General features: G+C 51.6%; 19 protein-coding genes. 3 read left to right on the forward strand and 16 right to left on the reverse strand.

Features of this window, described 5'->3' with window-relative positions; genetic code table 11:
• Window positions 1-115: 115 nt before the first annotated feature.
• Window positions 116-1,246 carry a L,D-transpeptidase family protein gene (locus CPA45_RS20820; RefSeq protein WP_096654929.1) on the forward strand — a complete coding sequence of 377 codons (1,131 nt, stop codon included), beginning with the start codon at window positions 116-118 and terminating at the stop codon, window positions 1,244-1,246.
• Window positions 1,247-1,373: 127 nt separating this feature from the next.
• On the opposite strand, the gene CPA45_RS20825 is transcribed toward CPA45_RS20820, so the two are convergent.
• The 6 genes from CPA45_RS20825 to CPA45_RS20850 all read right to left on the reverse strand — a co-directional run bounded on the left by CPA45_RS20825 (window position 1,374) and on the right by CPA45_RS20850 (window position 9,135).
• Window positions 1,374-1,637 (reverse strand): Lpp/OprI family alanine-zipper lipoprotein, encoded by a 264-nt coding sequence (locus CPA45_RS20825; protein WP_016914087.1) that lies wholly within the window; start codon window positions 1,635-1,637, stop codon window positions 1,374-1,376.
• Window positions 1,638-1,861: 224 nt separating this feature from the next.
• Window positions 1,862-2,491: a L,D-transpeptidase family protein gene (locus tag CPA45_RS20830; RefSeq protein WP_096654931.1), complete on the reverse strand. Its 630-nt coding sequence runs from the start codon at window positions 2,489-2,491 to the stop codon at window positions 1,862-1,864.
• Window positions 2,492-2,643: 152 nt separating this feature from the next.
• On the reverse strand, window positions 2,644-3,108 hold the full coding sequence (locus tag CPA45_RS20835; protein WP_096654933.1) for a hypothetical protein: 465 nt from the start codon (window positions 3,106-3,108) through the stop codon (window positions 2,644-2,646).
• Window positions 3,109-3,237: 129 nt separating this feature from the next.
• Window positions 3,238-3,699 (reverse strand): DUF6586 family protein, encoded by a 462-nt coding sequence (locus CPA45_RS20840; protein WP_096654935.1) that lies wholly within the window; start codon window positions 3,697-3,699, stop codon window positions 3,238-3,240.
• On the reverse strand, window positions 3,696-6,323 hold the full coding sequence (topA, locus tag CPA45_RS20845) for a type I DNA topoisomerase (RefSeq protein ID WP_096654937.1): 2,628 nt from the start codon (window positions 6,321-6,323) through the stop codon (window positions 3,696-3,698). Before topA ends, CPA45_RS20840 begins: the two co-directional genes overlap by 4 nt.
• Before the next feature lie 310 nt (window positions 6,324-6,633).
• A complete protein-coding gene (locus CPA45_RS20850; RefSeq protein ID WP_096654939.1) occupies window positions 6,634-9,135 on the reverse strand; it encodes a DUF3141 domain-containing protein in 2,502 nt (833 codons plus the stop codon).
• A 365-nt stretch (window positions 9,136-9,500) separates the two neighbouring features.
• Here CPA45_RS20850 and CPA45_RS20855 point away from each other — a divergent pair, with 365 nt between their 5' ends.
• On the forward strand, window positions 9,501-10,487 hold the full coding sequence (locus CPA45_RS20855) for a LysR family transcriptional regulator (RefSeq protein WP_096654941.1): 987 nt from the start codon (window positions 9,501-9,503) through the stop codon (window positions 10,485-10,487).
• A gap of 165 nt (window positions 10,488-10,652) precedes the next feature.
• On the forward strand, window positions 10,653-11,705 hold the full coding sequence (gene lipA, locus CPA45_RS20860) for a lipoyl synthase (protein ID WP_096654943.1): 1,053 nt from the start codon (window positions 10,653-10,655) through the stop codon (window positions 11,703-11,705).
• Between the two features lie 160 nt (window positions 11,706-11,865).
• Here lipA and lipB read toward each other — a convergent pair whose 3' ends face one another.
• From lipB to CPA45_RS20910, 10 genes are all read right to left on the reverse strand, one after another.
• Window positions 11,866-12,516, reverse strand: coding sequence for a lipoyl(octanoyl) transferase LipB (gene lipB / locus CPA45_RS20865; RefSeq protein WP_096654945.1), 651 nt, complete (start codon window positions 12,514-12,516; stop codon window positions 11,866-11,868).
• Between the two features lie 2 nt (window positions 12,517-12,518).
• Window positions 12,519-12,836 carry an HP0495 family protein gene (locus tag CPA45_RS20870; protein ID WP_078087848.1) on the reverse strand — a complete coding sequence of 106 codons (318 nt, stop codon included), beginning with the start codon at window positions 12,834-12,836 and terminating at the stop codon, window positions 12,519-12,521.
• Between the two features lie 125 nt (window positions 12,837-12,961).
• Window positions 12,962-14,173 carry a D-alanyl-D-alanine carboxypeptidase family protein gene (locus CPA45_RS20875; protein WP_096654947.1) on the reverse strand — a complete coding sequence of 404 codons (1,212 nt, stop codon included), beginning with the start codon at window positions 14,171-14,173 and terminating at the stop codon, window positions 12,962-12,964.
• 72 nt (window positions 14,174-14,245) lie between these two features.
• A complete protein-coding gene (locus CPA45_RS20880; protein WP_096654949.1) occupies window positions 14,246-15,250 on the reverse strand; it encodes a septal ring lytic transglycosylase RlpA family protein in 1,005 nt (334 codons plus the stop codon).
• On the reverse strand, window positions 15,247-16,269 hold the full coding sequence (gene mltB, locus CPA45_RS20885; protein ID WP_096654951.1) for a lytic murein transglycosylase B: 1,023 nt from the start codon (window positions 16,267-16,269) through the stop codon (window positions 15,247-15,249). Before mltB ends, CPA45_RS20880 begins: the two co-directional genes overlap by 4 nt.
• A 38-nt stretch (window positions 16,270-16,307) precedes the next feature.
• Window positions 16,308-17,471 carry a rod shape-determining protein RodA gene (gene rodA, locus CPA45_RS20890; protein WP_096654953.1) on the reverse strand — a complete coding sequence of 388 codons (1,164 nt, stop codon included), beginning with the start codon at window positions 17,469-17,471 and terminating at the stop codon, window positions 16,308-16,310.
• Window positions 17,471-19,378 carry a penicillin-binding protein 2 gene (gene mrdA, locus CPA45_RS20895; protein ID WP_096654955.1) on the reverse strand — a complete coding sequence of 636 codons (1,908 nt, stop codon included), beginning with the start codon at window positions 19,376-19,378 and terminating at the stop codon, window positions 17,471-17,473. Before mrdA ends, rodA begins: the two co-directional genes overlap by 1 nt.
• A 72-nt stretch (window positions 19,379-19,450) precedes the next feature.
• Window positions 19,451-19,918 carry a 23S rRNA (pseudouridine(1915)-N(3))-methyltransferase RlmH gene (gene rlmH / locus CPA45_RS20900; RefSeq protein WP_096654957.1) on the reverse strand — a complete coding sequence of 156 codons (468 nt, stop codon included), beginning with the start codon at window positions 19,916-19,918 and terminating at the stop codon, window positions 19,451-19,453.
• Window positions 19,915-20,301: a ribosome silencing factor gene (gene rsfS, locus CPA45_RS20905; protein ID WP_096654959.1), complete on the reverse strand. Its 387-nt coding sequence runs from the start codon at window positions 20,299-20,301 to the stop codon at window positions 19,915-19,917. The genes rlmH and rsfS overlap by 4 nt, the downstream gene beginning before the upstream one ends.
• A gap of 130 nt (window positions 20,302-20,431) precedes the next feature.
• The coding region (locus CPA45_RS20910) for a nicotinate-nicotinamide nucleotide adenylyltransferase (RefSeq protein ID WP_096654961.1) at window positions 20,432-20,953 on the reverse strand (522 nt) is incomplete at its 5' end.

A 20,953-nucleotide genomic window follows, 5' to 3' on the forward strand; every position in this document is an offset into this window, starting at 1 on the left:
CAAACTTGTACTTAAGCAGCACAAATCAAGCATTGCGCCTGGCTATTTTAAGGCGCAGCCGCACTCTGCTACCCATGTTGCCTTAACCCTACTGCCGACACGATTAGGAAAAACCATGAACACTCGCCATTTTCTCAACCTTTGGGGGCCAACCAGCTTAGCAGTCCTGCTGGCAGCCAGTCTTTCCAGCCCAGTTTATGCAGACCCTTCCAACACCCAGGAGCAGGCCAGCAACGAACAGACCATGCTTGATGAAGTTGCCGTGGCTAGCGCAGAGCAAGCAGCACATCGTGAGCTCCCCCGCGGCCATTTTAACTTACCTGAAACAGGCGACATCATTGGTGAGTACTACACGATAACGGTGGAGGATCCTGAGGAAACACTGATTGATATCGCTCGTCGCCACAATATCGGCTTCGAAGAAATTCGCATGGCTAACCCAGATGTAAGTTTATGGGTACCCGGCGAAGGCACGGAAGTAGTGATTCCTGCTCAATACATCCTACCACCTGCCCCTCGCGAGGGCGTGGTCATCAACCTTTCTGAATTGCGTCTTTACTATTATCCAGCCAACAACCCAGGCATTGTTGAAACCTATCCGGTTAGCGTTGGCCGCGATGGTTTTGCTACCCCCGTGGGCATTACGCGCACGACGATTAAAGTTAAAGACCCCGCTTGGGCACCGCCAGCCTCTATGCGCCGTGAAGCAGCAGCGCGCGGAGAACCCGCTCCGGCAATCGTCCCCCCCGGCCCAAACAACCCTCTTGGTCGTCACGCCATCCTACTGGCGATGCCTAGCTACCTGATTCACGGTACAAATCGTCCAGATGGCGTGGGTATGCGCGCCAGCCGCGGCTGCATTCGCATGTACCCAGAAGATATCGAATCCCTCTATGACCGACTGCCAAGCGGCACGCAAGTAAACCTTATGGATGCGCCATTTAAAGCAGGCTGGGGAGCTGACGGCACACTGTTTGTTCAGTCTTACCCTCAACTGGAAGAGAACACCGAAGGCGCTACACCACTCCACGACGCCTTAGCGCGCCTGAGTGACCTAGTGGAAGATCAGGTTACTGTGGATGAGGAACAAATCAAACGTGCGATTGAAGAGCCCAATGGCCGCTTTATAGCGCTATATGGACCCCAAGCCCAAGAAACAGCACCGATAGAAGCACCGGTTCAGCTTGAAGGCTTACTTGAAGAAGTAGAGATAAGCACCGCCGTGCATCTGGAGGGAGAGGCATAACACTCCTCTCGACAAACACAAATCGGTAGCCACAAATCGATAGCCACAAAAAAACCCCGCCGAAGCGGGGTTTTTTACATCCACAGCAACCTCTGAGCCTAAAAACTGCTCAGTGGCCCAAGCAGAATTACTTCTGCATAGAACGCTGGAACATACGGTTCATTTCTTCACGGTTCTGCTCAGACATCTGCAGGGCAGCTTGCGCGTCGCGCTGAGCTTGGTTAGCAGTGTTCAGAGCTTGTGAAGCCATGCTGCGAGCTTCTGCAGCGTCAGCTTGTGCAGATTCAGCAGTCATGCGAACTTCTTCCAGAGCACTGGTAGAAGCACAACCAGCCAGGATTGCCAGAGAAGCGGCAGCGGCAGTCATCTTCAGAGCAGTTTTAAGAGTCATAGTGTTCTCCTTGAGTCTTCCTTGGGTACAACGTTTAGGGTATGACAAACAGTAAGGCTAAAGTGTTAGCTTAAATTTGTCTACCTGCGATGCAGGTTCTTTACAGCGACTTGTACCATGGAGAACCTCCAGGGCACGCAAGTCAAACGCTGTTTTATAATAGACAACAGCATATGTCTATAGCCGCGTGCTTAAAACCTCGAACTTCCTTCAACAACATAAGCCTAGCGGATCACCACTCGAGTGCCAACACTTACTAATGCTGCTACACGCTCGATCTCTTCATTGGTTACAGCCACGCACCCTTGGGTCCAGTGGTAGTTACCATGAATGTCAGGGTCCCCCCTGCCAATGCCATGAATACCAATCGCACCACCGAGCGCCGTGGTCTGTGGTGGATAGCCATGGCGCCGATAGTAATCAAAGTAAGCTTCATAATCAGCTTGAGAATAAATGCCTTTCTCAAGCGCCATGCGAGCATGAGGTGGCGTAGGATAATCTATACCGATGAAAATATGCCACTGGCTTTGGTAATTAAATCGATTAATCCGAAACTCACCCAACGGCGTGACGTTATCACCACGTACACGCTGTGTTTTGGCACCAGCTCTGCCCAATGAAATTGGCGCTATACGGTCGATTAACGTATTGCCACGAAAAACACTCAGCGAGGCCTCTTTGTCATCCACCAGCACCCACAGCTCATTGCTATGGCGCGGGATATGGGCGCGTGAAAGGAGTGTCTCAACGAGATCTGTTGGCTGGTAATCATTTACAGGGCTGATAGTCGTTGCGTTGGCCACCACTGGCCAACCTAGAGCTAACGCCAAAAAGCGGCGGCGGTTCAAAGGCATATTGTCGCTCTCAATTCAGGCCAGTTATCGGGCCAAATAAGGCATTTATGAGAGCTTTTATACCTTATTCTCGCTACACCTGTCAGCGATTTCTCCACACAAAAACCGTTTTTTCAGACTCAACCATTCAGGCAAACTTTATTTCAACGAGATCAGACATCCTCAAACTCATGTAGACTACTTACCAACTTACGTACTTCTGCATCGTGCCCTTCGGCCAGCGAGGTAAAAAACGCTTCCTCAGGCTCAATTTTAGCCCGCGACGCACGATGCTGATAAAGTGCCTGTAATTTTCGGTGGGACGCTTCAGCGGTTGCCATTATTTCATCAATTGAGCGTGCGATATGACGCTCAGCAAGCGCTTCTAATTGCGGCGGCTCGGGAAAACCACCCGATTCATCAAACCATGTTTCTAACACCTCACGATGACTACTGCCATCATTCAAGAGTGCCTCAAGGCCTGACTTCATTGTTAATTCGCTGGAAGCTAAATAGGTCAACACCATAGCAAGACGCTGATTATCGGCCTGCTCTGCGGCGCTGCTGTACTGGCCCGCCATGCGCCCATGGTAGCCCGCAGCCCACTCGATTAGATCCTTGACTTGGTTGTAGCGCATCCTTGTTCTCCTCCCGTGTCATTTCATCATCGAAGAATTGAAGCTATCGATTTTGAACACTTCCCCCTAGAGTTTAATGGCTTTGAATAGTTCCGCTGAATAGTTCCTCTGAATAGCTCCGTTACCTAATCACCACTCTTGACTGGTTTCACGAAGAGCCGCTATTTCCTGCTTAGCCGCCGCCAAGTGGGTCAGCAACTGCTCAGTCAATGGGGCCTGGCTACCTATTGCGATCATTGAGGGGTTAACCATACGGCGCTTGGCAGCCCCCTCACTGCTATGTAGCCGCTCAAGCTGAGCGACTAACCAGTACAGCCAACTCTCCGGCTGATGCATTAGATCACGCAAGCGCTGAAGCTCGGCAACGGCCGGGCCATCACTGGCAAGCAATTGCTGCCAGTAATGCGACTCAAGCCGTGCATGCTCGGAAACTTCTTTGAGCATAGAGTTTAACGCCAACTCAAAGAGCGCCAAGGCGCTCTCTTCTATAGCCATCTGCCGCGCAGGAGTATGCTCATCACCCCCTAGCGGCAAGCCGACCAGCAACTCAGCTTGATAAAGCAACTGGTTAGTACGGGCACGTGGACTCACTTACGCTTATCCTCCACATGCCATTTACCGGCATCAAAGGTTGCTTTCCAGCCAGTAGCTTTGCCATCTTCGTCGGTCATCACATACTGCTCTTTGTTCTTACGCGAGTAACGAATTTGCGCGGGACGTCCATCTGGGTCTTCACTAGGCGCATCGAGAATAAAGTGATACTTCTCAGGCAGCTCTTTGGCGTGCGATTTTAATTCTTTTACCAATGGCGGGCGCGTTTCCCGGTTTTTAGGAAACTTACTGGCTGCCAAGAACAAACCACTGGCGCCATCGCGTAGCACGTAATGGTCATCCACCTTCTGGCAGGCAAGTTCCGGCATGGGGATAGGATCCATTTTAGGCGGTGCTACTTCACCACTTTTCAATAGTTTCCGAGTATTTTTACACTCGCTATTGGTGCAGCCAAAGTATTTTCCAAAACGACCAGACTTGAGTTGCATCTCCGAGCCACACTTGTCGCACTCAATGACCGGCCCATCGTAGCCTTTGATCTTGAACTTACCGAATTCAATATCGTACCCATCGCAATCGGGGCTATTACCACAAATATGCAGTTTGCGGGTTTCATCAATCAGGTAGTTATCCATCGCAGTGCCACACTTTGAACAACGGCGTTTGGCCCGCAATGCATCGGTTTCAGCCTCTTCGCCCGCATCTTCGGCGACCGCTTCTTCACCAGGAATTAGATCAATAGTGGTTTTGCAGCGCTCTTTAGGGGGCAAGTTGTAGCCACTACAGCCAAGAAACACCCCAGTAGATGCCGTACGAATCTGCATTTTTCGACCGCAGCTGGGGCAGTCGATATCAGTGGGCACCGGCTGGTTAGGACGCATACCGTCTTCACTTTCAGCCTTGCTTAGCTCGACACGAAACTCTTCGTAAAAAGCATCCAACAGCGCTTGCCAGTTGCGCTCGCCTTCGGCCACTTCATCCAGGCTATCTTCCATGCGCGCTGTGAAAGAGTAGTCCATAAGATCAGGAAAGGACTCTTTTAGACGCTCAGTAACGATGTCTCCCAACTTTTCAGCATAAAAGCGGCGATTTTCTAACTTCACATAACCACGGTCCTGGATCGTGGAGATAATTGACGCGTAGGTAGATGGTCGGCCAATACCTTGTTTTTCTAACTCTTTTACCAAACTTGCCTCCGTGTAGCGCGGAGCAGGCTTGGTAAAGTGTTGCTGTGGATCAAGTTTTTCCAACCCCATCGGTGTGCCTTTTGGCAGGTCGGGTAGGCTTTGATCTTCGTTTTTTCCGGATGGCTTCATCACTCGAGTGTAACCATCAAACTTCAGCACGCGCCCTTTGGCACGCAGGTCGTAACCATCCACTTCGACACTTAACGTGCTGGACAGGTACTCAGCAGGTGTCATTTGGCAAGCCACAAACTGACGCCAAATAAGTTCGTAAAGCCGTTCAGCGTCACGCTCCATACCCGACAGATCAGTCGCTTTACGCTCAACGCTGGATGGCCGGATCGCCTCATGGGCCTCCTGGGCACTCTCCTTACTGCTAAAACGGTTCGGCGCCTCTGGTAAGTAGCGCGCACCATATTCGTCACCAATAAACGACCGCACGCTCTCCACTGCATCTTTTGAAAGATTCGTGGAGTCAGTACGCATGTAGGTGATATAGCCCGCTTCATAGAGACGCTGGGCCATGGTCATGGTCTTCTTAACGGAAAAGCCTAACCGACCGCTCGCTGCCTGCTGAAGCGTCGAGGTAATGAACGGTGCCGTTGGCTTCGAACTGGTTGGCTTGTCTTCCCGCGAGGTGATTTCAAGCTTAGCCTTGCGCAGCGCTGCGATACGATCAAGGGTGTCTTTTTCTGACGTTGGACGGAATGCTTTGCCATCCTGTCGCGCCAGCGCAAAGCGAACCAGTTCGCCATCTGGGGAAACCAAATCGGCGTGCACATCCCAGAACTCTTCAGGGATAAACGCACGAATTTCTCGTTCGCGCTCAACAATTAGGCGAACAGCCACCGACTGAACACGCCCAGCAGAAAGCCCGCGGGCAACTTTAGCCCACAGCAACGGCGAAAGCATAAAGCCCACTACACGGTCTAAAAAGCGCCTAGCCTGCTGTGCTTCGACACGGGGAATATTGAGCGTCCCTGGGTCTTTGAAAGCATCTTGAATTGCATTTTTAGTGATTTCATTAAAAACCACGCGCTTATAGCGGCTATTATCTCCACCAATGGTTTCGCGTAGGTGCCAAGCGATGGCTTCTCCTTCGCGGTCCAAATCCGTTGCGAGATAAACAGCATCGGCCTTCTCTGCCAGCTTTTTAAGCTCAGCAACAACCTTCTCTTTCCCTGGCAATACTTCGTAGCGAGCTTTCCACCCATTGTCTGGGTCAATACCCATGCGGCGTATCAACTGGTCCTGGGCTTTGCGCTGTTTGTACTCCGCTTTCTCTTCCACAGACATTTTACGCGTTGCCGCGGCCTGGCGCGCGCGCTCCTGGGGATCGGAGGCTGCCTTACCTGAGCCGCTGGTCGGCAGGTCACGTATGTGACCCACGCTCGACTTCACGATGAAATCGTTGCCGAGGTACTTATTTATCGTCTTCGCTTTCGCTGGCGATTCGACGATGACCAGTGACTTGCCCATAGTGCTCCACTTTCCTATTGCTTAGGCTTGTCTAGCCCATGCTCTGAATACGGTGTCACAACAATCTTAGATTTGCGACCGCGTGAAAAATGCGCCTACCCTACCCCAGCACTTCGTTAAGCGCTAGTAGCAACCCAGCAGCAGGGAGCCATATTAATTATGAGAGAAGCCGCAGCGCACCCGGCTCTTTTTCATCTCAAAGTAGCTAGACACTAGACTGCCTCTACGCGGACGGCAACCTAAATGCACTTTAAACAAACAAAGCGCCCCTGCTTGAAAGCAGGGGCGCATGAACCGCCAAACCCTTGTTTTAACGCTTACGCGGTGTATTACGGCGCCCAGCAGGACCAGGCTTCGGCTTCTCTGCCTCCGTTTGCTCAGCACTCGCAACCGGCTGCGCTTTATCAGCTGGATCAGCTGGATCAGCTGGATCAGCTGGATCAGCTGGATCAGCTGGTTTTTCAGTTACTTTTTTAGGAGCTGTTTCTTTAGGAGCCTCTTTGGTGGCTGCCTCAGCAGTCTTTTCTACTGCTGGAGGGGGCACAGCAGGTTTAGGCTCAGCCGGGCGCGCTTGATCAAATAGCGCCTTCACTTGGCTAAAACGCTCTGCAACATGCTCTGAAAGCTCACCACTGGCCGCCAACACATGCTCCATATGCTCCACGTGACTATCAATATCCTTATTGCTCTGCCCTTTAAGCAGTACTGGTAAGGTATTGAGCGCCTGCTCCCGATCCATTTTCAAAATAAAGAACTGCTCACGAACCAAATGCTTGAACTCACTCAGTGTGGCACCTGGCTCAAGCTCGGCACGGGAAGCACGCAACCGCTTAAAGTTACGCTCATCCGTCGCCGTTGCACCACCTAGTACGTAAATAATCGCACGTATCAGAGCCTCATGAATGCCCCCATGGGCGATTTTTTCACGTAGCTCGTTCTTACGGTTCTCAATAAAGCGCCTGTGCTCGGGCTCTGCACCAGGGCGACGACGGTGCACATGGGCATCTCCGTGCAGGCCGACCGCCGCTTGCAGCAGGGGTTGACCATAGATATCCATGAAGAGCCTTTCAGTCGTTCTATCGCGAAGATCACGCCATGCATTGAGACCTGCGCTGATTTGATCAGAGCACATGGTTTCAAGGGACTTAAACAAATTATCCTGGCCAACCTGATGGCGGTTTTGGCGAACATTTTCCGCCATTACAGGCAGTGGGACCGTTAATGGATTGCGGTCAGAAAGCAGCTTATAGCCTAAACGAATGGGGTGCATGCGCCGGATCCAGCGAGCAGCTTCAGGCGTCATTGCCGCCTGAATCCAGGGCTGTACAAAGAGGCGATAAAAACCAAGGTTTATCTCTGAAATACGCGCAACGGTTGCAAAGCGGCGGTCATCTTCAGGCTTATGCATTATGTCGCGGTCTAACTCTTCAAAGTTCCGCGATGTAAACTCGAGTAAATAATCTCGCTCAATCAGCTCGGCATCATCGCGCTCACTGGCATGGGATACTGTTGTTTCATAAAGCCCCGGTGGCATTACATCGATGTAGTCCATGTTAGCCGTAAATTCCGAGTGTTCTTTACGCGAAACACTACCAGAAACGAAAATCCCAAGATGCCCCGTTGTGTCATGGAGGCAATACACAATGGTTTGACCATTGGCGATAATATCTTCTTCACCTTCGTACAAGTCACGAATCCAACCAAGTGCTTGCGGCGGCGGAGTAATATCATCACCACGTGAACAAAAGACCACAACAGGAGAGCGCACGTTACGCAGGTCGATACGGCGCCCATCCCGGGTAACTAACTGCGCGGTGGAAAGGCGGTTACCCACAAAAAGGTTGTCCACGATGTACTGAATTTCTTCACCACCGAGCACAACATGGCCGCCCCACCAGCGCTCAAACTCTAAATACCGTTTCGTTTCAGTGTCGATATTGGCATACAAGTGATGCTGTTTTTTCCAGTAGGTGTTAGCAGGATTAAGGCGCTCAAAGTTTTGCACCAACCAAGCACCGTCAAATAGGCCGTCACCAATATCGCTGGTTAGCGCAGTAATCCAGCTTCCACCTGTCATACCTCCGGTGTAGCGCATTGGCGCCTTGCCATGCTCGCCGGCCCAATAAGAGAGCGGTGCGCCGGCAATAAGAATGGGACCAAATACGTCTGGCTCTAAAGCAGCGGCCATCATAATCTGCCAACCTGCTTGGCAGTTGCCCACCACCATAGGCTTTTCGGCCGTTTCAGGATGCAGGGCAATCACATGGCGCAAAAAGGCAATTTCTGCTTCGACGACATCTTCAACCGTTTGGCCTTGCTCAGGAAAAGGTAAAAAGCCAATAAAATAACAGGGATGACCAGCCTTTAAGGCCACGCCCAACTCGCTATCCGGCTTAAAGCCTCCAATACCTGGGCCGTGCCCCGCCCGGGGGTCCACCACCACAAAAGGGCGCTTTTTAGGGTCAACGTTCGTATTGGCAGGAGGCAGAACACGTAGCAACTCGTAGTTCGTCGGATGAGGCAAGGTCCGCCCATCGACTAATACCTCTGTATCAAAACCAAGCACATTCGGCTTGGTTTGCTCCATATGTTCAAGATACTGGTTACCACGCTCACGCATCACATCCCAGTAGAGGATGTTGCGCTCAAGACTGTCGCGCCAGTAAGCCATGGCGGCACGTCCAAACCCGAAAGGGTCCACGATACCGGCTATGGCTTCTCCACCAGGTAGCACGGCGGAATCGCCGGGGGACCCCGACCAAGCATTTTCAAGTAGTTGGCTAGGCAGTAATGGATTAGCGAGAAAGTTCATAGATCCTCCCATTAGATTGATGCGGGCATCAATCTCGAAGCAGTGATGCTGCAATGCAATATAGTTTAGGCTACTCTTTGCCCAACGTCGATGCTTGCATAATTTAATCACCCACTAGAGCGTTAAAGACGTCCTTACAGATCAGTGATAACATCCTCGCTCTGGCGCTAATTCGATTTGACGCTATGTTTTCGAAGCCACTATCCTTGTTGTAGTATTTTCAGTACCTTTGCCACAGAATTTACTGTGACTGCACTTACTGCAAACAGTACTTACCGTAACAGCACTTACCGTGGCAGCACCTACTATCCGGCAATGCTAGCGCAGCACTCACTACTACCGGAGGAGGTTATCGAGAGGTTGTTATGTCATCTCCTTCGTTACTAAACCGCCTAACCTTTCGCCAGCTCCAGGTGTTTCAGGAAGTGCACCGCCAACGCTCTTACTCTCGTGCAGCTGAGCAGCTGGGCCTAACGCAACCAGCCGTTAGCGCTCAAATCCGCCAGCTTGAGCAAGCCCTGGGCCAACCACTTTTCAAGTATGCCGGTAAAACGTTGCATGTATTGCCAGCAGCAGACACGATGGCACTCTCTACCCGGGAGATTATTGGGCAGCTTTCGCGGTTGCAGATGAATCTCTCAGACATAAACGGCAAAATTAGCGGCGAACTGAATATTGCGGCTGTCTCATCCGCCCAATATGTTGTGCCCTATTTGCTAGCCCGTTTTCGCGCCCACTACCCTGATGTTCGAATGCGCCTAAAAGTGTGCAACCGCAGCCAAGCACTTGAAAGGCTCGCAGAACAGAAAGACGATGTGGTAATCATGGCGATGGTTCCTGATGACGATGATCTTGTGGTCATGCCGATCTTAGAGAATGAATTGATTGCCGTAGTATGGCCAAATCATCCTCTATTGAGCACCACTGCACCCACTCTTACCGATTTTGCCCGCCACTACGTATTAATGCGTGAACCCGGCTCAGGGGTACGTAATGCTTTTGAGCAGCTAGCAGCCGACCAAGAGGTAGGCCTGCCGCACCGTATTGAATTAGGCACTAACGAAGCGATTAAACAGGGTGTTATGGCGCACTTGGGGGTTGCTGTGCTGCCGCGCTTAGCAGTACAACTAGAGCTTGAGCAGGGGCTGCTAGCCTCGCTGCCACTCCCCCACTTCCCTCTTCGCCGCGCATGGTGCGCCGTCCACCGACGCGACCATTTCCCAACGCCGGTTGCAGAGCTGTTTATCCGTTTCACCCGCGAGCATTTAGACGAGTATCGCCGCTATTTTCAAACACCTTCAAGTCCATTACCCAGCCACGGGGTTTCTTGCCTTCCAATGTTGCCCGTTTAAAGCAACGTCCGAGGCCGCCCAAAGTGTCTTGTTCTCTATGAGATATGTTACATTACCCTACTACCTACGTATGATTTAGCACGTATGATTTAGCGTACTCAGGGCTTGGTCAGTTCTAGCGCAGGAACGATGCTTGCCTGCCGCACAGTAGAGAGGCTCTTTTCTATGAGCAATAACCCTTCACAGCGTGTGCCCAGCGGTGAAAAATTCCGCAATGAACACGGCATGACGGTGATCAAGGACGGCATGAAGCAGCGTAAAACGCAGCAGGATGCCCCTTCTCTTGAGCGCAAGCCTAAGTGGCTGCGCGCTCAAATCCCTGGTGGCGAAAGGTTTGAAGCGGTTAAGAAAAATGTCGCTACCCACCGCCTTAGCACAGTGTGTGCCGAATCGCACTGCCCCAACATGGGCGAATGCTGGAGCAACGGTACTGCCACTATTATGTTAATGGGGTCCGTGTGTACTCGCGCGTGTCGCTTTTGTGCAGTAGATACGGGCAACCCTCAAGGCTGGCTTGATAAAGAAGAGCCGGAAAACACGGCAAAATCTGTTGAGCTGATGGGGCTTCGCTATATCGTACTCACCTCTGTAGATCGTGACGACTTAGACGATGGCGGCGCAACGCATTACGCTAACTGTGTACGCGCTATTAAAACGCGCACCCCAGAGGTCGTCGTTGAAGCACTAACGCCGGATTTTGACGGCGAAAAAGAAGCCATTGAGCGTGTGGTAGATTCAGGTCTGGAGGTGTTCGCCCAGAATGTTGAAACCGTCGAACGCTTAACCAAAAAGGTGCGCGACCCCCGTGCTGGCTATCGCAAGACACTGGATGTATTAGCTCATGCCAAGCAGTATCGCCCAGATATTATTACTAAAACCAGCTTGATGCTGGGGCTGGGCGAGACCGACGAAGAGATCTTACAAACCTTTGATGACTTGCGTGAAATTGGTGTCGATATCGTAACCCTTGGTCAGTACCTACGACCGACGAAAAACCACCTCGCGGTTGAGCGCTGGGTAACGCCTGAGGAGTTTGAACGCTATCGCGTGATAGGTCTTGAGAAAGGCTTTATGGAAGTGCCCTCAGGGCCACTAGTGCGCTCTAGCTACCGTGCAGATCGTGTCTTCGAGAAAAACAATCTTGGGCTTGCCTCTCCCGCTGCCGTTCCGGGACAAGAAACTGACGCTAGCCGCATACCTGTACTAAATGTAGGCTAATAAGCAAGCACCGCTGTAAGTGAGAAATGATTTCTCACTTACAGCGGGTAAGCCACAATGTCTTGTTTCCATACTCTTTTGTTTCTATCAAACAAACAAACAAACAAACAAACAAACAAACAAACAAACAACTGCGCTTTACCCCCCTGCTTTACCACTACTAATTTACCACTACTAACTCACGCCTTAATTCTGCCGCTAGCGCTTGCGCAAGCTGCTCTCCAACACGATGATCTGGCTTGATCGAGGCTAAGTCAGCCAAACGCGTTACCTGCATACCAGCGTAGCCACAGGGGTTGATACGCCCAAATGGCGATAGATCAGCATCCACATTGAGGGCAACGCCATGATAACTAGCCCCGCGCCTAATACGCAGCCCTAGCGAGGCGATTTTTGCCTCGCCTAACGGAGTATCTACATACACACCAGGCGCATCCGGCCTCGCTCGAGCACTAATCTCGTAACTGTTAAGTACCGCGATGACCGAGTTTTCAAGTGCAGTGACCAAATCACGCACACCTATTTTCCCACGTCGAACATCTAACAGCGGGTAGAGTACAACTTGTCCTGGGCCATGGTAAGTTACTTGCCCACCGCGGTCAGTCTGCACGACAGGAATATCGCCCGGCATTAATAGATGCTCAGGCTTACCTGCTTGTCCTTGAGTAAAAACAGGCTCGTGCTCGACCAACCAAAACTGATCAGACGTTGCAGCATCTCGGCTATCAGTAAGCGCACGCATTGATTCCCACACTGGCAAATACGCGCAGCGCCCAAGATGGTGCAGCTCAATGGGTGCTTGGTCGCTCATGGTTATAACACCATGTGCACACGACCAGTGGCTTTTAAGTCGTCAAACAGCTGACTAAGCTGCTGCTCACCCGTTGCTTTGATAGTAACTCGCACGGACTGAAAACGCCCATTACGACTATCTACTACGCTAATAGTGCTCTCATCAAAGCCAGGGGCATGCTTGTTAATTACTTGACAGACACAAGCGGCAAAATCGTCAGCCGCATCGCCCACTACCTTCAGTGAATAGTCACAAGGAAAAGTGATTTTTGGTGGTGGGCTTGGGCTTGTAGCTGGCTGACGCAAATCACGCAGCCCTTTTTTTGCGTCCTTTTTCATAGCTCGCCTTTGATTACCAAATGAGAGAGTGGAAAGCTAAGCATCAAACGCATCGCTTCCCCTCCAGACATCTAAATATTGAGCTTCTAGCTCTTGAAATTAGCTCTTGAAATTAGCTCTTAAAATTAGCTGGTGAAGTTACTGAACAAGCCGCTGAAGAAACGTCTAACCTGATCAAAAAACCGTTTAAACAGGCCACCTTCTTCCACACCCTCAAGAGCCACTAGCTGTCGCTCGCCGACCATCTCTTCACCCAGGTACACTTCTAGCTTACCTACGCCATCCCCTACAGCAATCGGCGCTTGCAGGTCAGCATCAAGATTAAGGCGGGCACGCAACTCTTCATTGCGATTACGCGGCAGCGTCATAAATACTTCTGAATCAACCCCTACACGCAGCTCGTTCGTCTCGCCACCCCATACCCGAGGCGTTGCCAGCACTGCGCCACGCTCATAAAGCTTCATCGTTTCAAAAAAGCGAAAACCGTAGCTAAGCAGTTTTTGAGTCTCTTGAGCACGCGCTTCCTCTGAACTGGTTCCCATCACAACAGATATTAGGCGCATATCATCACGCTTGGCAGAGGCCACTAGCCCGTAACCAGCTTCTGTTGTCCAACCGGTTTTCAAGCCATCAACAGTTGGGTCACGCCAGAGCAGTCGATTACGGTTCGGTTGATCAATACCACCAAAGGAGAAGGTACGCTGGGAATAGATCGCGTAGTGTTCGGGATAGTCATTAATTATGTACTGTGAAAGCAGCGCCATATCGTGGGCACTTGAGTAGTGATTGTCGCCAGGTAACCCTGTAGCATTTTGGAAGTTGGTATTGTGCATCCCCAGGCGCGAGGCGTGTTGATTCATTAAGTCTGCAAAGGGCGCCTCGCCTCCAGCCAAGTGCTCAGCCATCGCCACACTAGCGTCATTACCTGAAACGATGACGATGCCATGTAATAGGTTGTCAACAGAGACCCGGTCCCCAACCTCGATAAACATCTTAGAGCCACCGGTACGCCATGCCCTCTCGCTGATATTAACCATATCCGTCAGATTAATAGTGCCTCTGTCTAGCTCGCGCTCGACGAGATAAGCAGTCATCAGCTTAGTCAGGCTTGCCGGCGGCAAACGCTCGTCTGAGTTATGCTCAGCAAGAATTCGGCCGCTGTGAGCATCCATCAATATCCACGAGCTAGCGGCCAACTGGGGCGCCGATGGAATAATTGTCTGAGGCTGTGGCTGTGGCTGAGGCGTTGGCTGTGCCAGGGCAGGAAGCGCCACAACGGTCATTGCCGCAATCAAGCAGAACTGTGCTGAACGACGAAAAGACATCAATATATTCATTACTAACTTCTCACTTACATAGTAAATGACGCTGTTAGGGGGGCGCCATTAAGGATAAATAAAGGGGGTAATTTATTTCACCACAAACACTTGAGGGAAACCTGCATGACGCAGTTCCTCCCGAGCCCGTGTCTCTTGGGTAGGCATGACTGGCCCAACTTGCACGCGGTGAACGTCTGCATCACTCATTACCCGCACTGAATGCGCCAGTTCACCCTGCAAGCGCCTCTGAAGTTGTTCAGCCCCTTCAGCACTGCCTAGTGCGGCAATTTGCAGGTAAACCGCGCCTCCAGCCTCGCGTTCAGCTATTGTTTGCGAACCCGGCGCTGACGCCACCTGACGCTGTGTAGTAGTAGAAGTAGTAGACGACTGCGCTACCGTAGAGGGTGTCGAACCAGCCGCGCTAGAACTGCCACTTTTCCCGCGATCAGCAAGCCATTGGGCAGGGTCAATCGCCTCAACGCGAACAGGCCCAGTGCCGTTATCTAAAATTCCTAAACGCGCCGCGGCTGCATAAGAAAGATCTATTTCGCGGTCACTATGAAATGGCCCTCGATCATTAACACGCACAATAACAGATTGCCCTGTATTTAAACTGGTCACTCGAGCAAAGGTAGGTAGCGGCAAAGAACGGTGGGCGGCCGACATTTTGTACATGTCATAGATTTCACCGTTAGAGGTGGCATAGCCATGAAACTTTTCGCCATACCAAGAGGCGGTACCCTGCCTAGCATAGCCCGTAGCATCAGGCAGCACCTTGTACGTCTCTCCCCACACTTCGTAGGTTGAACGGTTACCCGCCCGCGATGGCGGCTCAATGCGCGGCTCAGCATCCGGCACAGTGGTCACATCAGGTGGCTCAAGCGGATAAGCATCCCCCGACATGGCATAGCGTTCACCACTATTGGCTGAACTGCTGCTTGCAGGAGCGCTGCTTGACGCTGGAGCACTAGGCTGACGGTCTAAATCGACACTGGCACGCTGGGTTTCTTGACTAGCGCATCCGCTCAGCAAAGTTGCTATCGCTACCGCCCCAGCTACGCCTAACCCACGGGCATCTGTCAGCAATGTTTTCATCCCTGGTCCTCAACCTGCTGCTCGATGGCTTCCGACAATTCCGCTACCGCCATCGCATACAGGTGGCTATGGTTGTAGCGGGTAATCACGTAGAAATTATACTCACCCAGTCGGTAACTTATGCTCTCGTCGGAGAGCTCAAGCATCAACGGCACTACCGGCAGCGTTGGTTCAAGGGGCTGCTCTGGCATAATGCCAGCATCTATAACATCTGCAACAGTAACCACGGGCGGACGTGTTTGATTAAAGGTGATTGACTCCGGCACGGTGTCAGGCCCACTCGCTTCATGATAAATGGAGCCATCTCGCTGCCAGCCATGCTCGGCAAAGTAATTAGCGACGCTGCCAATGGCATCGACGGGATTTTCCCACAAGTCCCGAATGCCATCACCATCGAAATCAACAGCATACGCTTGATAGCTCGTGGGAATAAACTGAGGGTACCCCATAGCACCTGCATATGAGCCATAGAGGTCTGTAGGTTCAACCCCTTGCTCATGGGCTATTTTCAAAAAAGCGGCTAGCTCACCGCGGAAAAAGTTTCCGCGCACTGGGTGATGAAAAGCCAGGGTCGCCAGAGAATCAAGCACTCTGTGCCGACCTTTATGGCGTCCATAATATGTTTCCACACCTATAATAGCGGTGATCACCTCGCGAGGTACTCCATATACCTCTTCAGCACGGGCAAGCGTATCCGCATGCTCATGAATGAAAGCAGCCCCCTCTTCAATACGCTGCTCTGTCATAAAAATATTGCGATACTCGTGCCACTGTAAGCGACGCTCAGCCGCTCCCTCCATGGCATCTAGCACTCCCTGGCTATAGGTGGCCTGGAGAAATGTGTCGGTCAGCCACGCTTCTGGCAAGCCTTCAGCCACTAGCTCATCAACCAGCTGTTGAGTGCGCTCATGGTACTGTGGATCAAAGTGCGCTTGCTCCTCAGCCCACACGGCAGGGATTGAGCATGCCATTAGGGCAGCCATCAAATAACTACCTGCTTTGCTTTGGGCCCTATTCATTAACTAACCACTCCTGTGAAAATAAAATGCTTCGACCATTAGCGCGGCAATAAGCGGCGATGCGCATGAATCGACATGAGAATACCGAACCCAGCCAACAAGGTCACGCTTGAGGTACCACCGTAACTTACTAACGGCAAAGGCACTCCCACCACAGGCAGAATGCCACTCACCATGCCGACATTAACAAAGACGTAAATAAAAAATGTGAGAATAATACTGCCAGCCACCAGCCGCCCAAATGTATCCTGGGAGGATGTGGCCAGCCAAAGCCCGCGCCCTACAATCATGACATAGAGCGCCAGCAGCATTAGCATCCCTACAAGACCAAACTCTTCACCTAACACAGCAATAATGAAATCCGTATGGCGCTCAGGCAAGAATTCAAGCTGGGACTGAGTGCCGTCAAGCCAGCCCTTGCCCCATAGCCCACCACTGCCAATCGCCGTGGTGGACTGGATAATATTCCAACCTGCACCTAGCGGGTCGCTTTCCGGATCAAGGAAGGTTAATACCCTCTGCCGTTGGTAATTGTGCATGTTCATCCATAGCACCGGCAGGCCAGCTGCCATTAAAGCACCAACAAAACCAATAAGCTTCCAGGAAAGGCCCGCCAACAACACTACGATGACTGCCGCACTAGCCACTAGCAACGAAGTGCCAAGATCGGGCTGAATGGCAGTAAGCACGACAGGGAGGCCAATAATTATCCCACACACAGCAATGTCTCGCAGGCGCGGAGGCAACTGACAACGATTGAGATATGCAGCGACCATTAGCGGCACCGCAAGCTTCATCATCTCAGAGGGTTGAAAACGGATAACACCAGGAATTTCAAGCCACCGCTTAGCCCCCATGCCTATATCTCCCGCGATTTCCACCGCAATGAGCATGGCAAGTCCCACTGCGTAGGCAATGGGTGCCCAACGTAGAAAAGTAGATGGGGAGAACTGGGCAATGACCACCATCACGACCAAAGCAACACCAAAGCGAACGGCTTGTGCAATGACCGCTTCAATGCGCTGTCCAGAGGCGCTATACAGCACGAACAGGCCCGCCACCATCAACACCAGCAGCAGACCTATTAACCATGGGTCGAGGTGTATTCTCTCCCAGATACTCTTGCGTCGAGCTATGCCACTATTCGGTGGTCTTACGGGGTAGCGTCGAAAAGAGCGGGAAAGCAACTGCCATGGAACCATCAGTTCCCCTCCACGCCAGTGGTGTCTTCATTCAGCACTTCTTTCAGCTCTTCTACATCAGGTGCGTTATCGTTAAGCAGCCAAGCGTCTGTCATCGCCCGCGCCAGATGCGCCGCATGGGTACTTCCCCCACCGGCGTTTTCTACAATTACCGAGACGGCAATCTGAGGATTATCTAGCGGTGCAAAGGCCATAAAAAGTGCATGATCGCGCAAGCGCTCTTCAAGCTCTGCGGCGTTGTAACGCTGATCTTGCCCTAGCGAAAACACCTGAGCAGTGCCCGACTTCCCCCCCATTCGATACTCAAGCCCCACACCTGTACGACGAGCAGTGCCTTCATGACCAGTAAGCACTTTTTCCATACCGCTAAAAATGCGCGCCCACCAACCTTCGTTATCAAGCTGGATATCAGGCAAGGTATCCGGCAGGTCACGCGGCACGAGCTCATCGCCAATTTCTAAAGCAAGGCGTGGCTTCACCCAATGACCCCGATTTGCCAACGCCGCTGTTGCACTGGCCAACTGGAGTGGTGTCACTTGCCAATAGCCTTGCCCAATGCCCACAGAAAGCGTTTCGCCTGGATACCAAGGCTGATTAAAGCGTGCCCGCTTCCACTCCCGCGATGGCATTAATGCAGTGCTTTCGCCTTGGACATCGTGAGCAACTCTTTGCCCAAAACCAAAGTTACTCATCTGCTCATGCAACTTATCAATCCCCAAATCGTGAGCCAGTGAGTAGTAATAGGTGTTATTGGATACCGCAATTGATCGCTCCATATCAACCCTACCATGCCCCCAGCGCAGCCAATTACGATATCGACGAGAATCATTAGGCAGCTGATAAAAACCAGGGTCATGAATAGTACTATCGGGTGTAATGGCGCCCTCTACCAGCCCTGCTAAGGCCAGGAAAGGTTTAATTGTCGAGCCAGGGGGATAGTGCCCGCGAATAGCACGATTAAATAAAGGCAAATCGATATTTTCTTGAAGCGCTCTATAAGAGGCAACATCAATACCGGTGACAAACTGATTGCTGTCAAAACCAGGGGTAGAGACCATTGCCAGAATTTCACCTGTGTCCGGAACAATGGCCACGATAGAACCCCGCCTGCCATCCATCAGTTCATAGGCCAACATTTGAAGCGACTTATCCAACGTTAAGGTTAGGTTATCGCCTGGCACGGGATCAGTGCGCCCAAGCTCCCTTAATACCCGCCCGCGCGCATTAGTTTCAACTTTACGCAACCCTGCTTGGCCATGCAGACGGTCCTCATAAAAACGCTCAACACCTGTTTTACCGATAAAGTGCGTGCCTGCGTAACGACCAGTATCCAATGTCTGCATTTCTTCAGCATTAATACGCCCCACATACCCCAGGGCATGGGCCATCACTTCTGCATCTGGATAGTAGCGCAACAGCTGAGCTTCAACTTCAACTCCTGGCAAGCGATGTCTATTAACCGCAAGGCGGGCAATTTGGTTTTCGCTCAAATCACTCATTAGCAGAGCGGGTTGAAAAGGACGCTGGCGCTGCCGTGAGCGAACATTGAACGCATCAATATCCTCCTCAGGCAACTCTAAAAGCTCGACCAGAAGCGCCAGCGTGTCATCCAAATTATCAACACGCTCACGTACTAGGGTCAGGTTATAGGTAGGGCGATTTTCAGCAAGCAGTGCGCCATTACGGTCATAAATCAGCCCCCGGTTGGGCGGAAGCGGCTCGACACGCACGCGGTTTTTTTCTGAACGGGTACTATAGAGATCATGCTGAGTAATCTGTAAATAGGCTAAACGACCAGTCAGCAAGCTGGTGAGTACAATCACAACTAAAACGGCAAGCAGCGCTCTGACACGAAAAATACGCAGCTCTTGCTCGGAATTTTTTAGCGTGTCAAGGCGCTGTGGCATGGCAACAGGTGACTCTCAAATCTGACAAATGACGTAACAATAGCCATAGATTCAGGCTTAACGTTGACACGCCTAACGATGATAAGGATGACCAACTAGCAAGGTCCAGGCTCGGTATAGCTGCTCAGCCAGCATGATTCGCACTAGCGGGTGAGGTAATGTAAGAGGGGATAACGACCACGCTTTATCGGCTAATGCTGAAAGCGATGGTTCTAAACCATCAGGCCCGCCAACCAGGAGTACGATATCTCGCCCCTCCATCCGCCATGACGCAGCTTCTTCCGCTAACTGCTCGGTGCTCCATGGCTTACCTTTGACCTCTAACGCCACGATGTACTCATCACCGCGCAGCTTGTCACGGATACGCTGTGCTTCTTGAGCACGCGCTTTTGCTACGTCCGCGTTTTTACCTCGCTGACCCAGCGGGATCTCTTCAACTTCAAGATTAAAGTCCCGTGGCAGCCGTTTACGGTAGGTTTCAATGCCCTCTTCAACCCATCCAGGCATTTTTGTTCCCACCGCTAACAGCCGAATCCTCATGACATATTGACCCGCTCTTCTAGGCGCTTCAACGAGTCACCAATAGCACCCCCATCGTTAGGCAGGTCTGCCCAGAGGCGTTCAAGATCATACAGTGCGCGGGCATCAGGTAGCATGATATGAACGACGATGTCGCCCAAATCAACCAATACCCAATCAGCGTTATCGCCACCCTCTACACCACGGGGCTTAAGGCCAGATGCTTTGGCTTTATCCACTACATTTTGCGCAAGGGCAGAAACGTGGCGAGTGGAAGTACCGCTAGCAATGATCATGAGATCAGTAACTTCGGTTAGCTTTGAAACGTCTAGCTGGGTAATATCACGTGCTTTTAGCTCTTCTAGCGCGTCAATCGCTAGGCTTTTAAGTGTATCGATGTGCATAACTCCTAAAGACAACCCCATATGGTAATCAACCCGACAATAAATACGTTCATGAACGTATAAAGAACGACCAAGTGCCAATTGGCCGCTTAGCCGGCCATTGTAACGGCTTCTTTGATGACTGCCAGCGCTATTCGCAGGTTTGGTAAAAGCCTTGCTGCAAAATAGTCTTTTCCACCGCTTCCGGCAGCAGGTAACGAACACTCTCACCTGCTTTTAAGCGCGCTCTTACGTAGGTAGCTGAAATAGACATCATGGAGGGCAGCGTGAGCGTAAGCACTCCCCCGTTTGGGCTTTCCATAAGCGCTGCTACACTATCGACTTCACGATTGCCTACCAGTTCCTTTAATGGCTGCGGCCAAGGCATCTGGTAACCTGGCCGATCAATGATCACTAGGTGCGCCAGGGCAAATATGTCCCTCACCTTATGCCACTTTGGGAGCTTTAAAAAAGCATCAAATCCTATCACCATGGCTAGCGGAACATCCTGACCATATTCGCTGCGTAACTCTGCCAATGTTTCCACGCTATAAGAAGGCCCGCTACGGCGTAGCTCACGGTCGTCGGCGATAATGCCTGGCGTATCTGCGATACCAAGCTTAAGCAGCTCAAAACGCTGAGCCGGAGAAACCTGGGGGGCTTGGCGAAGCGG

The organism is Vreelandella nigrificans (assembly GCF_002374315.1).
GTDB classification, from domain to species: Bacteria; Pseudomonadota; Gammaproteobacteria; order Pseudomonadales; family Halomonadaceae; genus Vreelandella; species Vreelandella nigrificans.

Bases quoted from the DNA above. Each gene is read 5' to 3' on its own strand.
- CPA45_RS20820 (WP_096654929.1), top strand. From the start codon at position 116: ATGAACACTCGCCATTTTCTCAACCTTTGGGGGCCAACCAGCTTAGCA.
- CPA45_RS20825 (WP_016914087.1), bottom strand. From the start codon at position 1,637: ATGACTCTTAAAACTGCTCTGAAGATGACTGCCGCTGCCGCTTCTCTG.
- CPA45_RS20830 (WP_096654931.1), bottom strand. From the start codon at position 2,491: ATGCCTTTGAACCGCCGCCGCTTTTTGGCGTTAGCTCTAGGTTGGCCA.
- CPA45_RS20835 (WP_096654933.1), bottom strand. From the start codon at position 3,108: ATGCGCTACAACCAAGTCAAGGATCTAATCGAGTGGGCTGCGGGCTAC.
- topA (WP_096654937.1), bottom strand. From the start codon at position 6,323: ATGGGCAAGTCACTGGTCATCGTCGAATCGCCAGCGAAAGCGAAGACG.
- CPA45_RS20850 (WP_096654939.1), bottom strand. From the start codon at position 9,135: ATGAACTTTCTCGCTAATCCATTACTGCCTAGCCAACTACTTGAAAAT.
- CPA45_RS20855 (WP_096654941.1), top strand. From the start codon at position 9,501: ATGTCATCTCCTTCGTTACTAAACCGCCTAACCTTTCGCCAGCTCCAG.
- lipA (WP_096654943.1), top strand. From the start codon at position 10,653: ATGAGCAATAACCCTTCACAGCGTGTGCCCAGCGGTGAAAAATTCCGC.
- lipB (WP_096654945.1), bottom strand. From the start codon at position 12,516: ATGAGCGACCAAGCACCCATTGAGCTGCACCATCTTGGGCGCTGCGCG.
- CPA45_RS20870 (WP_078087848.1), bottom strand. From the start codon at position 12,836: ATGAAAAAGGACGCAAAAAAAGGGCTGCGTGATTTGCGTCAGCCAGCT.
- CPA45_RS20875 (WP_096654947.1), bottom strand. From the start codon at position 14,173: ATGAATATATTGATGTCTTTTCGTCGTTCAGCACAGTTCTGCTTGATT.
- CPA45_RS20880 (WP_096654949.1), bottom strand. From the start codon at position 15,250: ATGAAAACATTGCTGACAGATGCCCGTGGGTTAGGCGTAGCTGGGGCG.
- mltB (WP_096654951.1), bottom strand. From the start codon at position 16,269: ATGAATAGGGCCCAAAGCAAAGCAGGTAGTTATTTGATGGCTGCCCTA.
- rodA (WP_096654953.1), bottom strand. From the start codon at position 17,471: ATGGTTCCATGGCAGTTGCTTTCCCGCTCTTTTCGACGCTACCCCGTA.
- mrdA (WP_096654955.1), bottom strand. From the start codon at position 19,378: ATGCCACAGCGCCTTGACACGCTAAAAAATTCCGAGCAAGAGCTGCGT.
- rlmH (WP_096654957.1), bottom strand. From the start codon at position 19,918: ATGAGGATTCGGCTGTTAGCGGTGGGAACAAAAATGCCTGGATGGGTT.
- rsfS (WP_096654959.1), bottom strand. From the start codon at position 20,301: ATGCACATCGATACACTTAAAAGCCTAGCGATTGACGCGCTAGAAGAG.